General features: G+C 73.5%; 11 protein-coding genes. All 11 read right to left on the reverse strand.

The window, feature by feature from the left end:
- Window positions 1-59: 59 nt before the first annotated feature.
- Window positions 60-548, reverse strand: coding sequence for a hypothetical protein (locus tag KJP73_RS13090; RefSeq protein ID WP_213283305.1), 489 nt, complete (start codon window positions 546-548; stop codon window positions 60-62).
- Entirely contained in the window at window positions 545-907 is a 363-nt protein-coding gene (locus tag KJP73_RS13095) for a response regulator (RefSeq protein ID WP_213283306.1), read from the reverse strand. The genes KJP73_RS13090 and KJP73_RS13095 overlap by 4 nt, the downstream gene beginning before the upstream one ends.
- Before the next feature lie 70 nt (window positions 908-977).
- A complete protein-coding gene (locus KJP73_RS13100; protein ID WP_213283307.1) occupies window positions 978-1430 on the reverse strand; it encodes a chemotaxis protein CheX in 453 nt (150 codons plus the stop codon).
- Window positions 1427-1810, reverse strand: a complete 384-nt coding sequence (locus KJP73_RS13105) for a response regulator (protein WP_213283308.1) — start codon at window positions 1808-1810, stop codon at window positions 1427-1429. Before KJP73_RS13105 ends, KJP73_RS13100 begins: the two co-directional genes overlap by 4 nt.
- On the reverse strand, window positions 1807-2805 hold the full coding sequence (locus tag KJP73_RS13110) for a CheR family methyltransferase (RefSeq protein ID WP_213283309.1): 999 nt from the start codon (window positions 2803-2805) through the stop codon (window positions 1807-1809). Before KJP73_RS13110 ends, KJP73_RS13105 begins: the two co-directional genes overlap by 4 nt.
- Window positions 2802-3977 carry a protein-glutamate methylesterase/protein-glutamine glutaminase gene (locus tag KJP73_RS13115; RefSeq protein ID WP_213283310.1) on the reverse strand — a complete coding sequence of 392 codons (1176 nt, stop codon included), beginning with the start codon at window positions 3975-3977 and terminating at the stop codon, window positions 2802-2804. Before KJP73_RS13115 ends, KJP73_RS13110 begins: the two co-directional genes overlap by 4 nt.
- Window positions 3978-4080: 103 nt before the next feature.
- Entirely contained in the window at window positions 4081-5796 is a 1716-nt protein-coding gene (locus tag KJP73_RS13120) for a methyl-accepting chemotaxis protein (RefSeq protein ID WP_213283311.1), read from the reverse strand.
- On the reverse strand, window positions 5796-6914 hold the full coding sequence (chvE, locus tag KJP73_RS13125) for a multiple monosaccharide ABC transporter substrate-binding protein (protein ID WP_283770236.1): 1119 nt from the start codon (window positions 6912-6914) through the stop codon (window positions 5796-5798). Before chvE ends, KJP73_RS13120 begins: the two co-directional genes overlap by 1 nt.
- Before the next feature lie 151 nt (window positions 6915-7065).
- Window positions 7066-8670: a methyl-accepting chemotaxis protein gene (locus tag KJP73_RS13130; RefSeq protein ID WP_213283312.1), complete on the reverse strand. Its 1605-nt coding sequence runs from the start codon at window positions 8668-8670 to the stop codon at window positions 7066-7068.
- A gap of 182 nt (window positions 8671-8852) precedes the next feature.
- On the reverse strand, window positions 8853-10574 hold the full coding sequence (locus KJP73_RS13135; RefSeq protein ID WP_213283313.1) for a methyl-accepting chemotaxis protein: 1722 nt from the start codon (window positions 10572-10574) through the stop codon (window positions 8853-8855).
- Window positions 10575-10734: 160 nt separating this feature from the next.
- Entirely contained in the window at window positions 10735-12336 is a 1602-nt protein-coding gene (locus KJP73_RS13140) for a methyl-accepting chemotaxis protein (protein ID WP_213283314.1), read from the reverse strand.
- Window positions 12337-12571 lie beyond the last annotated feature (235 nt).

Genomic DNA, 12571 nt, shown 5'->3' on the forward strand with positions numbered 1-12571 from the left:
AAACGCACGCGGCCCGGCACCCCCGCAGGGGTACCGGGCCGGTCGCGGCGCGCCTGGCGTCAGATCACCAGCACCGACGCGGTGCCCTTGCCGTAGCCGGAGACCTCGACCTCCAGGTCGAGGCGGCGGACGTACGCCAGGACCCACTGCGCGACGTCGGCGGGCAGCGGCTCGCGCGGGGCGTACCACTGGTCGAGCTTGAGGTGCGGGGCGTCGCCGACGTTGAACAGCGCGGCGGTGACGTTGAGGATCTCCCCCGCGTTCTCGGCGAGCGCCGGCGGCAGCTGCTCCTCCTCGGCCGCGGCCCGCGAGGTGGCGGCCGGGACGAGGGCGATCGACGCACCGAGGTGCGCGGCGAGCGGCAGGTCGAACAGCACGATGGCCGACAGCTTCATCAGCCGGTCGACGTACACGCCGACGAGCGCGCCGCCGTTCAGCACCGGGTCGACCATGGGGCCGCCCGTGGCGACCTCCACGTCGCGGCCGATCAGGCCCTCCCAGTGCTCGCGGACCTCCTTGGCGGAGGGCAGGGGCGTGGCGTCGCTCATGCGAGCACCGGCTCGATGGCCTCGCGGAACGTGTCCGCGGTGAACGGCTTGGCGATGAGGAACAGCGCGCCGGCCTCGTCGGCCATCGTGCGCATCTCGTCGGAGCCCTCCGAGGTCACGAAGCCGAACGGGGTGCCGAAGCCCTCGGCACGCAGGGCGCGCAGCAGGTCGATGCCCGTGAGGTTCGGCATGTTCCAGTCCGACAGCACGACGTCGGGCTCCTGGGCGCGGACGGCCTCGAGCGCCTCGGCGCCGTCGGCCGCCTCGCGGACGTCCCAGTCGTAGCCAGCCTGGCGCAGCGTGCGGATCACGATCTGCCGCATCACACGGCTGTCGTCGGCGATGAGCACGTTGATCATGCTCGTCACTTCCCTTCGGTGTCAGCGGTCGCGGCGGGGGCCGCGGGGTGCAGGGGGTGGTGCAGCGGGTTCACTGGAACAGCCAGACCACGACGAGGATCGCGTGGCCGCGCCAGTCGAGCCGCAGCTCGTGCGAGAGGGAGCCGCCGGCGACGTCCGGGAGCTCGGTGGCGACCTGGGGCAGGCCCAGGGTGCCCTGGGACGGCAGCAGCGCCTTGATGTTGCCGCCGACCACGTTCGCGACCTCGCCGAAGGCGTCGTCGAGGTCCTCGGGGCCGACGGGCTCGTCCGCACCCATGCGCAGCAGCGCGCGGGTGAGCTCGTGCGCGGTGGCCAGGTCGGTGGTGACGGCGGCCCGGCCGGCGAGCTCGCCGTGGACGTCCACCCAGGCGACCAGCGGGTCGGTGACCGGGGGCAGCTCGCCCTCCCAGGGGCGCAGGTAGCCGACCTCCCCGTCGATCATGGCCGCGAACACCTCCTCGGCGATCGCGTACACCTGGTCCTGCTCGACGACGGCGGTCATACGGTCTCCTCGGCGGGGACGAGCCCGAGCAGGTCGAGCTTGTCGCGGATGGCATCGGGGGTGAACGGCTTGATCAGGTACTCGTGGGCGCCCGCCGCCAGCGCGCGCACGATCTGGCCGTGCTCGCTCTCGGTGGTGACCATCATCAGCGTGATGTTCCGCCACAGCGGGTTGGCGCGGACCTTCGTGACGAACGTCAGCCCGTCCATCACCGGCATGTTCCAGTCGATGCAGGCCAGGTCGACCTCGCCCTCCTGGTCCAGGACGTCGAGGGCCTGCTGACCGTCGCCGGCCTGGAGCGTGGTGAAGCCCAGCTCCTCCAGTGCGCCCGCGACGATGCGCCGCATCGTCCGCGAGTCGTCGATGACCAGGGCTCTCATCGCGTCACTCCTTGTTCGAATGCGGTGCCGGTCGTGCCGACCGCACCGGTCGGGCGCGGGCGCGCCGTGGGCAGGGTGGTGGTGGCCGGCCGGCCGAAGGCCGGACGGGTCGTGGTGGCCGGCGGCGCGGCCGGGGCCGTGCCGAACGCCGGGGGCGCGAGCCGGGGCTGCGGGACGCCGCCGGCGCGCACGGGCCGGTAGACGGACCCCCGCTCGACGGGCATCCGCTCCCAGTCCTGGTCGACGCCGATGGTCGTCTCCGCGGCACCGAGCACCAGGAACCCGCCGGGCTTGAGCACGCGGTGCACCCGGGACAGGATCGAGCGCTTGGTCTCGAGGTCGAAGTAGATGAGCACGTTGCGCAGGAACACGATGTCGAACGGGCCGGCGGGCGGGACGTCCAGCAGGTTGTGCTTGAGGAACGTGATCGCGCGGCGCAGCTCGTCGGCGATCTGCCAGTCGGCGCCGGCGCGCTGGAAGTAGCGCACCAGCATCGGGGCGGGCAGGCCGCGGTTGACCTCGAGCTGCGAGTAGCGGCCCGACTTCGCCTTGGCGAGCACCTGGTCGGACAGGTCGGTCGCGGTGATGTCGAACCGGGCGCCGGGGCCGAGCACGTCCGCGAGGGTCATCGCGAGCGAGTACGGCTCCTGCCCGGTCGAGCACGCGGCCGACCAGACCCGCACGGTGTCGAGCACGGGCCGGTCCGCGCGCAGGGCGGGGACGATGTGCGTCCGCACGGCGCTGAACGGGGTGTTGTCCCGGAACCACGAGGTCTCGTTGGTGGTGAGCGCCTCGACGATCACGGCGAGGTCGGTCTCCCGCCGCGCCGAGCGCACCTCGCGGATGTACGCGTCGACGCCGGCGTGGCCCGCGTCGCGCGCGATCGGCAGCAGCCGGCTCTCGACGAGGTACTCCTTGCCGGCCTCGAGCTGGATCGCGCTGCGGCGCCGGACGACGTCGGCGACGAACGCGAAGGTGTCCTGGGTCAGGCTCATGGCCGACCTCCGATCGGTGCTGCGGGGCGTCCGCCCGCGCGGGCGAGGACGGACTCGAGAGCGGGGGCGACTTCCCCGAGGGGCAGGACGCGGTGGGCGAACCCGGCGGTCGCGACGGCGCCCGGCATGCCCCAGACGACGCTGGTGGGCTCGTCCTGGACGATGACGGTGCCGCCGGCGGCCACGACGTCCTCGCAGCCGGTGCGGCCGTCGGCGCCCATGCCCGTGAGCACGAGCGCGAGCAGCTGCCCGCCGAGCTCCCGGACGGCCGAGCGGAACAGCACGTCCACCGCGGGGCGGCAGAAGTTCACGGGCGGGCCGTCGGTGATCGCGGCGCGCAGCATGCCGGCGGACCGGCGCAGCTCCAGGTGGTGGTCTCCCGCGGCGATGTAGACGTGCCCGGGCTCGAGCAGGTCGCCGTCGGCGGCCTCGACCACGGTCGCGGGGCCCAGGCGGTCCAGGCGGTGCGCGAGCTGCCGGGTGAACACCGGCGGCATGTGCTGCACGACGAGCACCGGCACCGGCGGCGGCGCGGACAGCGCGCCGAGCACCTTGGACAGCGCCTCGGGGCCGCCGGTCGACGAGCCGATGATCACGGCGCTGACCGGGTGCGGCGCGGGCGCCTGCCGGGTCACGACCGGCATCCGGGCCGCCGCGGCGGTCCCCGCGATGGGGGCGCGCTGCGTCGGCGCGGCGAACGCCGGCTGGGCGGACGGGGCGGGGGCCCCGGCCACCGGGCCCGCGGCGGCGGTGGCACCCGCCCGGCGCGGCACGAGCGCCTTGATCTTCGGGATGAGCTGGTCGGCGACCTGCGCCAGCGACTCCTGCACGCTGCCGACGTTGGCCGGCTTCGTGACGTAGTCGGTGGCCCCGGCGACCAGCGCGTCCAGCGTGGCCGACGCCCCGCGCTCGGTGAGCGTCGAGAACATGATGATCGGCATGGTGTGCCGGTTGCGGCGCAGCGCGCGCACCGCCTCGATGCCGTTCATCTCCGGCATCTCGATGTCCATGGTGACGAGGTCGGGGGCCAGCTGGTCCACCTTGGCCAGCGCGATGCGCCCGTTGGACGCGAAGCCCACCACCTCGATGTCCGGGTCGCGCGAGAGCGAGTCCGTCACCAGCCGGCGGACGACGACCGAGTCGTCGACCACCAGCACGCGGATCCTGGTCACGTCGTTCCCCTTACATGCGGACCGGCCGCACCGGCCGGGTTCGTGGTTCTGATCGGTCGGTGCGGCCGGTTCCTGAGTGGGCCGGTGCCTCGCGGGCGGGTGGTCAGAAGGTGAAACGCGCCACCCGCTCGTGCAGGTCCGCGGACAGCGCCGCGAGGTCCTGCACCTGGCCGGACACCTGGTCCAGCACGCCCACGGAGCGGGCCGCGGCGCCGGCGACCCCGGTGATGTTGTTCGCGATCTCACCCGACCCCGTCGCGGCCTCGGCCACCGAGCGGGACATCTCGTTGGTCGTCGCGGTCTGCTCCTCGACGGCCGACGCGATGGTCAGCTGGTAGTCGTTGATGCTCGCGATGATCTGCGAGATCTCCCCGATGGCCACCACGGCGGCGCCGGTGTCGTTCTGGATGGCCTCGACCCGGCGGGCGATGTCCTCCGTGGCCTTGGCGGTCTCCTGGGCGAGCTCCTTGACCTCGCCGGCCACGACCGCGAAGCCCTTGCCGGCCTCACCGGCGCGCGCGGCCTCGATCGTCGCGTTCAGCGCCAGCAGGTTCGTCTGCTCCGCGATGGACGTGATCACCTTGACGACGTTGCCGATCTCCTGGCTCGAGACGCCGAGCCGGGCGACCTGCTCGTTCGTGGCGACGGCCACGTCGGTGGCCTGGCCGGCGACCTTCGCCGCCTGCGACGCGTTCTGGGCGATCTCGCGGATGCTGGCGCCCATCTCCTCCGCGCCGGCCGCGACGGCCTGCACGTTGCGGGACACCTGCTCGGCCGCTGCCGCCACGACCCCCGCCTGCGCGGACGTCTCCTGCGAGCCCGAGACGACGTCCCCGTTGGAGGACTTCAGGCTGGCCGCCGTGGTCTCGACCGACTCGGCGGCCGTCACCACCCCGGCGAGGGTCGTGCGCAGGGAGTCCTGCGCCTGCCCGAGCGCGGCGGCCATCCGGCCCGTCTCGTCACGCCACGGGACCTCGGCGGTCACGGTGAGGTCGCCCTCGGCCATGGCCTCGAGCGAGCCCTGCACGCTGCGGACCGCGAGCGTGATCCGGCGGATCACCAGCACCGCCAGCACGCCGGACAGGCCGGCGCCGACGACGAAGGCGATGACCAGGACGAGGATCGTCCGGTCCACCTCCGCACGGCTGTCCGCGAGGATCTGGTCCACCTGGGCGTCGACCTGGCCCTGGGCGAGCGCGAGCGCCCGGCCGGCCCAGTCGGGGTCGGCGGAGGCGTCGGCGGCCAGCGCGGTGCGCAGCCCGTCCACGTCGCCCGCCTGGATCAGCGGGGCCAGCGTGCTGTCGCGGTACGCGACCCACGCCTCCCAGCGGTCCACGAAGTCGGTCCACTGCCGGGTGTCCGACTGCGGGTAGGCGGCGATGTTGTCGATCTGGGCGGCGACGTCGCGGTCGTTCCACGCGGAGGACTCGAGCAGCTGGGTGCGCACGGACTCGTCGGTGGCCTCCGTCGCGCGGTGCACGAGCAGGTGGCTGCGGGCCTGCGCGGTGCGCAGCTCCGACATGGCGGACTGCAGGTCGCCCGTCAGGCCGGACATCTCCTCGAGGTTCTGCCCGGCGCGGTACAGCGCCACGGCGCCGACCCCGCCCACGAGGGCGAACGTGCCGCCGAGCACCAGGAGGGACACGGCGATCTTGAGGGCGACGGGGCGGTCCCAGAACCAGGACGCGCGCCGGCGGCGGGCCGGCGCCTCCTGCTCGTCGGCGCCGTACGGGCCGGGCTCGTCGTACGGGCGGCGGGCGTCCTCGTAGCGGTTCCGCTCGCCGCGCGCGGGGGCGTAGGCGTGGTCGGTGGTGGTCATCAGCCCAGCTCCTCCGCGGTGTAGTAGCCGCCGGCCACGAGGACCTGGCGGTAGTTCTGGCCGGTGACGACCTGCGGCGTCAGCAGGTACGACGGGACGACCTTCACGCCGTTGTCGTACGAGGTGATGTCGTTCGTCTCCGGCTCGGCGCCGTCGAGCAGCGCGCGGACCATCGAGACCGCGACCTCGGCGAGCTGGCGGGTGTCCTTGTAGACCGTGCCGTACTGCTCGCCGGCGGCGATGGACTGCGCAGAGGCGAGCTCGGCGTCCTGGCCGGTGACGACGGGCAGCGGCTGCGCCGTCCCGTAGCCGATGGTCTTGGTGGCCTCGATGATCGCCAGCGAGATGCCGTCGTAGGGCGACAGGACGCCGTCGAGGCGCTGGCCGGCGTAGAGCGGCAGCAGCGCGTTCATGCGGGTGGTGGCGTTCTTCGGGTCCCAGGCCTGGATGGCGATGGTGGCGAAGTCCGTCTCGCCCGACGGCACGGTCAGCACCCCGGAGTCGAGGTACGGCTGCAGCACCTGCATCGCGCCGGAGTAGAAGACGGTCGCGTTGTTGTCGTCGGGCGACCCGGCGAACAGCTCGACGTTGAACGGGCCGGTCTGCCCGGTGGGCTCCCCCGCCGCGTCCAGCACCCCGAGGCCCTGGAGCAGCTGGGTGGCCTGCTGCACGCCGACCCGCGCGTTGTCGAAGGTCGCGTAGTAGTCGACGTCCGGCGACTCGCGGATCAGGCGGTCGTAGGCGATGACGGGGATGTCGGCGGCGGCGGCCTCGGCGAGCACGCCCTTGAGGGCCACGCCGTCGATCGACCCGATCACCAGCGCGTCCGCGCCGTCGGCGATCATCTGCTCGAGCTGCGCCACCTGCGTGGGCACGTCGTTCTCCGCGTACTCCAGGGCGACGTCGTACCCGAGCGCCTGCAGCTGGTCCTGGACGTTCTCGCCGTCCCCGATCCAGCGCTCCGACGTGGTCGTCGGCATCGCGACGCCCACCAGCGGGCGCTCGCCCGGCTCCTCCGCCGGGTCGGCAGCACCGCAGGCCGCGACCGAACCCATCGCCAGCAGCGCGAGGGACGCGGTCAGCGCGTTCCTCGCACGGTGGCGCTTCCCGTGCGTCATCTCGACTCCCTCGTCCGTCTCGGCCGCTGCGCTCCCTGCCGCGGCCGTGACCCCCCATTCGGACGGGTGCCTGAGGAAATGAGCGCTCCCCCGGGCGAAACCGCCGCGGGGGAGCGCTGGATGAGGCGTTCGGGTGACGTTCAGACCGCTCTCAGTAGGTGAACCGGGACACGCGGCCGCGCAGGTCCTCCGACATCCGGGCGAGCTCGCCGATGGAGTCGCCCATCTGGCCGAGCGTCTCGGACGAGGTCGCGGCGGCGGACGCGACGCCGGTGATGTTCACCGCGATCTCCCCGGAGCCCGTCGCCGCCTCGGCCACCGAGCGGGACATCTCCGTCGTGGTCGCCGTCTGCTCCTCCACCGCGCTGGCGATGGTGAGCTGGTAGTCGTTGATGCTCGCGATGATCTGCGAGATCTCGCCGATCGCCGCGACCGCGCCCGTGGTGTCGGACTGGATCGCCTCGACCCGCCGGACGATGTCCTCGGTCGCCTTGGCGGTCTCCTGGGCCAGCTCCTTGACCTCGCCGGCGACGACCGCGAAGCCCTTGCCCGCCTCGCCGGCGCGTGCGGCCTCGATCGTCGCGTTCAGCGCCAGCAGGTTCGTCTGCTCGGCGATGCTCGTGATCGTCTTGACGACGTTGCCGATCTCCAGGCTCGAGGCACCGAGGCGCGCCACCTGGTCGTTCGTCACCGCCGCCGCGTCCGTGGCCTGGCCCGCGACCTTGGCCGCCTGCGAGGCGTTCTGCGCGATCTCCCGGATGCTGGCGCCCATCTCCTCCGCGCCGGCCGCGACCGTCTGCACGTTGCGGGACACCTGCTCCGCCGCCGCGGCGACGACGCCCGCCTGGGCGGAGGTCTCGTCCGAGCCGGACACGACCTGGTGCGACGCCACGGACAGCTCCTCCGCGGCGGCCGCCACGGTCTGCGCCGTCTCGACCACGCCGGAGATCAGCCCGCGCAGGCTGTCCTGCGTGCGGGCCAGGTCGACGGCCAGCCGGCCGATCTCGTCCCGGCCGTCGACGCCCGACGGCACCGTGAGGTCCCCGTCGCCCGCGGCGGACAGCGCGCGCTGCACGCCGCCGAGCCGGCGGACGATCCCGCGGGCCACGACGTACGCCAGGGCGGTGGCGACGATCGCGCCGAGCAGCGCGACCAGCACCGTGATGAGGATGGAGCGGGCGGCCACGTCGTCCGTCTCGTCCGCGAGCGCCGCGGCCTGCTCGCCCTGCGCGGCGGTCTCGACCTGGATCGCGTCGACCACGCCGGTGGTCAGCGGCCGGATCGTGTCGTTGAAGTAGGTCCCGAAGCCGGCGGTGTCCCCCGCGTCGGCCAGCGGGAACAGCGAGTCCTCGGCGGCCGCGTAGTACGCGTCGAGCGCGGTCACGATCGCGTCGACCGCGCCCTGGTCCACGGCGCCCGCCCGGTACTCCTCGATCTGCGCGGTGAGGTCCTGCTGGCGGGTCGTCAGCTCGTCGAGCAGCGTCGCGCGGGTCTCCTCGTCGGCGATCCCGTACTGGATCACGCGGGCCCGGTCGCCCTGGAACGAGCGCTGGATCTCGGTGAGCTGCTGCAGCGGGGTGACGTTGCCGGCGTACATCTCGGCGGCGTCGGCGCGCAGCGTGCGCAGCGAGCTGACGGCCACGAGCGTCACGACGAGGGTCATCAGGGTCATCGCCGCGACGGCGGCGAGGATCTTGACCAGCACGGGCCGGTCGGTCCAGGGCCGACGCGGGGCGCCGGGGTGCTGCGCGGTCATCTTCTGTCCTTCTCGCTCTGCGGGACCTACGTCCCCTCTATCGGCCGCGCCGCGCGGGTGCGGAGGGGTTGCGCGCCGCAGGGCCCGGCGCGCGGGGGGTGCGCCGGGCCCTGCGGGGTCGTGGGGTGCTGCTGGGTCGTGCTGGGTCGTGCTGGGTCGTGCTGTGCCGTGCCTGCCGGGCGTCAGTACCGGAAGCCGGACACCCGCGCGCGCAGGTTCTCCGACATCCGCGCCAGCTCGGCGACCGCGTCGCCCATCTGGTTGAGCGTCTGCGACGACTCCGCGGCGGCCGACGCGACCCCGGTGATGTTCACCGCGATCTCCCCGGAGCCCGTGGCGGCCTCCGCGACGGAGCGGGACATCTCGTTGGTCGTGGCGGTCTGCTCCTCCACGGCCGACGCGATGGTCAGCTGGTAGTCGTTGATCGACGCGATGATCGAGGAGATCTCCCCGATGGCCGCGACGGCCCCGTGGGTGTCGCCCTGGATCGCCTCGACCCGGCGCGCGATGTCCTCGGTCGCCTTGGCGGTCTCCTGCGCGAGCTCCTTGACCTCACCGGCGACGACCGCGAAGCCCTTGCCGGCCTCACCGGCGCGCGCGGCCTCGATCGTCGCGTTCAGCGCCAGCAGGTTCGTCTGCTCCGCGATGGACGTGATCACCTTGACGACGTTGCCGATCTCCTGGCTCGAGACACCGAGCCGCGAGACCTGGTCGTTGGTGGTCTGCGCGACCTCGGTGGCCTGCCCGGCGACCTTCGCCGCCTGCGAGGAGTTCTGCGCGATCTCCCGGATGCTGGCGCCCATCTGCTCGGCGCCCGCCGCGACGGTCTGCACGTTGCGGGACACCTGCTCGGCGGCCGCCGCGACGACGCCCGCCTGGGCCGACGTCTGGTCCGAGCCGGCCACGACCTGGTGGGACGAGGCCGACAGCTCCTCGGCGGCGGCCGCGACGGTCTGCGCCGTCTCGACCACGCCGGAGATCGTGTCGCGCAGGTTCTCCTGCGCGCGGGCGAGGGACCGGGACATCTGGCCGAGCTCGTCGGTGGTGTCGACCTGCGGGACGACCGTGAGGTCGCCGTCCGCCATCGCCTCGACCGCCCGCTGCACCTCGGTGACCTGCTTGCGGATCATGTTCGCGATGACCATGCCGACCGCGGCCACGACGGCCACGCCGCCGACCAGCACGATGATGAGGATGCGCGAGCCGGACGCGGCCTCCGCGGCGGCGGCGTCGGCGACCGTCTTCAGGTAGTCGGCGCCGGAGACCTCGGCGGTCTCGAGCGCGGCGACCATCGTGTCGATGGCGGCCTGGCCCTCGTTCTCGGTGATCCGGGCGAACTCGGCGTCGTCGTTCGAGAACGCGGCGGGCACGAGCTGCTCGTCGCGGATCTGCTGCCAGGCGGCCCAGGCGGCCTTGAAGTCCTCCCAGCCCGGGACGACGACGTCGCCGATGCCGGCCTCGAACGCGTCGGCGGCGGCCTGCAGGTCGGCGTCGGTCGCGGCGATCGCGTCCAGGTCCTCCTGCCGCTGGGCCTCGGTGTCGGTGACGCTGGCGCCGGACTGCGCGATGAGCATCCGGGCCTTGATCTCCTCCTGGTGCACCACGGAGAGCGGCGCGATCACGTTGGCGCTGACCGACTGCACCTGCGCGGTGCTCGCGGCCAGGTCGTCCATCCGCACCGCGGCGAACGTCCCCATCGCGGCGACGACCACGACGACGAGTGCCAGCAGCTGGATGATCTTGGTGCGCACGCCGCGGTTGGCGAACCAGGCGGTGCCGCGGCGGCTGCCGCGGGACGGCCCGGCGGGGCGCGCGGGGCTCGCAGACGCCGACCCGCCAGGGCCGCGCTGCGCGGGCACGCGGTCGAGCCGGGTTGCCGGCCGCGACGTCGTGGTGACGCTCATGGTGGATCCTTCCTGTCTGGAACACCTTCTGGGTCTCCCGATCGTCCGCACGCCGGGTGCTGTGAGGGGACGACCGGGTGAACGCGCGCCGGACGGGCACGGGCCGCGCCCTCCCGGTGGGGTGGACGCGGCCCGTGGCCGTGCGGTGGTGCGGGGTGGGTCAGTACGCGAACCGCGACACCCGGCCGCGCAGGTCCTCCGACAGGCGCGCGAGCTCGCCGATGGCGTCGCCCATCTGCCCGAGCGTGCTGGAGCTGCCGGCGGCGGCCGTCGCGACGCCGGTGATGTTCGTGGCGATCTCGCCGGAGCCCGTGGCGGCCTCGGCCACCGAGCGGGACATCTCCGTGGTGGTGGCCGTCTGCTCCTCGACCGCGCTGGCGATCGTGAGCTGGTAGTCGTTGATGCTCGCGATGATGTGGCTGATCTCGCCGATGGCGGTCACGGCGGCGACGGTGTCGGACTGGATGGCCTCGACCCGGCGGACGATGTCCTCCGTGGCCTTCGCGGTCTCCTGGGCCAGCTCCTTCACCTCGCCGGCGACGACCGCGAAGCCCTTGCCCGCCTCACCGGCGCGGGCGGCCTCGATCGTCGCGTTCAGCGCCAGCAGGTTGGTCTGCTCGGCGATGCTCGTGATGGCCTTGACGACGTTGCCGATCTCCTGGCTGGACTCGCCGAGGCGCGTGACCTGCTCGTTGGTCGCCGCGGCGACGTCCGTGGCCTGGCCCGCGACCTTGGCGGCCTGCGAGGCGTTCTGCGCGATCTCGCGGATGCTGGCGCCCATCTGCTCGGCACCGGCCGCGACCGTCTGCACGTTGCGGGACACCTGCTCGGCGGCCGCCGCGACGACGCCCGCCTGCGCGGAGGTCTCGTCGGAGCCGGACACGACCTGCGTGGAGGCGGCGGACAGCTCCTCGGCGGCCGCGGCGACCGTCTGCGCGGTCTCCGCCACGCCGGACACGACGCTGCGCAGGCTGGTCTGGGCGGCGTCGAGGGAGCGCGCCATGTCGCCGAGCTCGTCGACGCTGCGCACGCGGGCCTGCACCGTGAGGTCGCCCTCGGCCATCGCCTCGAGCGCCGTGCGGACCTCGCCCGCGTCCCGGGCCAGGCGCCGGGCGACCACGAAGCCGATCGCCATGACGATCGCGAGGCCCACCACGAGCAGCACCACGACGGTGACGATCGTGCTGGACACCGTGGCGCCGGCGGCGTCGGAGTTGGCGTCCGCGACCTCCGCGACGGACGCGTTCTCCAGCGCGATGGCGTCCGCGGCGATCGTCGTCTGCGGCAGGATCTGGTCGCGGTAGAACGCGCCCGCACCCGTCACGTCGCCCGCGTCGGCCATCGGGAACAGCTCCGTCTCGGCCAGGCGGACCATCTCGTTCCAGCCGGCGTCGAAGTCGGCCCAGGCCTGGTCGTTCACGACCAGGTCGGCGTACGCCGCCTGCTGCTCGGTGATCTTCGCCTCGTACTCGTCGAGCTGGGTGCGCAGGTCGGCCCGGACCTCCTCGGAGGCCGCCGGGTACTCGACCATCCGGGCGCGGCCGGCCTGGAGCGCGCGCTGCAGGTCGCTGACCTGGCCGAGCTGCGTGACGTAGCCGGAGCTGCGGGTCACGTCGGTGCGCAGCTGGGACAGGCTCGCGGCGGCCGCGACGACCACGACCACGCCGACCAGGCCCGCCGCGGCGAGCAGGCCGAGCACCTTCGCGGCGATCGAGAGCCGGAGCCCGCGGCGGCGCGGGGTGACGGCGGACGGGTGGGACATGGTCGCTCCTGACAGGGGACGGTCGTCGGCACCCGCGCCCGTGGGGGCGACGGTCCGGCGCGAGGATTCACCCTCCCGATCGGCAGCCCCCTCACCAGCGTGAACACTCACCCGGGTGAATCCGTCCCGCTCGGGACCTGGGTCCCGGGCGCGTGCCCCGCAAACGCCGAGTGGAGAGTCCTGCCGGACACGCCGGGGCGTGTCCGGCAGGACTCTCCACTCGGCGTTTGCGGGG

The sequence above is a fragment of the Cellulomonas hominis genome, assembly GCF_901521055.1.
Taxonomy (GTDB): domain Bacteria; phylum Actinomycetota; class Actinomycetes; order Actinomycetales; family Cellulomonadaceae; genus Cellulomonas; species Cellulomonas endometrii.

Excerpts from the sequence above, each read along its gene's own strand:
- chvE (WP_283770236.1), bottom strand. The coding sequence starts at position 6,914 with ATGACGCACGGGAAGCGCCACCGTGCGAGGAACGCGCTGACCGCGTCC.
- KJP73_RS13105 (WP_213283308.1), bottom strand. The coding sequence starts at position 1,810 with ATGAGAGCCCTGGTCATCGACGACTCGCGGACGATGCGGCGCATCGTC.
- KJP73_RS13090 (WP_213283305.1), bottom strand. The coding sequence starts at position 548 with ATGAGCGACGCCACGCCCCTGCCCTCCGCCAAGGAGGTCCGCGAGCAC.
- KJP73_RS13140 (WP_213283314.1), bottom strand. The coding sequence starts at position 12,336 with ATGTCCCACCCGTCCGCCGTCACCCCGCGCCGCCGCGGGCTCCGGCTC.
- KJP73_RS13100 (WP_213283307.1), bottom strand. The coding sequence starts at position 1,430 with ATGACCGCCGTCGTCGAGCAGGACCAGGTGTACGCGATCGCCGAGGAG.
- KJP73_RS13110 (WP_213283309.1), bottom strand. The coding sequence starts at position 2,805 with ATGAGCCTGACCCAGGACACCTTCGCGTTCGTCGCCGACGTCGTCCGG.
- KJP73_RS13120 (WP_213283311.1), bottom strand. The coding sequence starts at position 5,796 with ATGACCACCACCGACCACGCCTACGCCCCCGCGCGCGGCGAGCGGAAC.
- KJP73_RS13130 (WP_213283312.1), bottom strand. The coding sequence starts at position 8,670 with ATGACCGCGCAGCACCCCGGCGCCCCGCGTCGGCCCTGGACCGACCGG.
- KJP73_RS13135 (WP_213283313.1), bottom strand. The coding sequence starts at position 10,574 with ATGAGCGTCACCACGACGTCGCGGCCGGCAACCCGGCTCGACCGCGTG.
- KJP73_RS13095 (WP_213283306.1), bottom strand. The coding sequence starts at position 907 with ATGATCAACGTGCTCATCGCCGACGACAGCCGTGTGATGCGGCAGATC.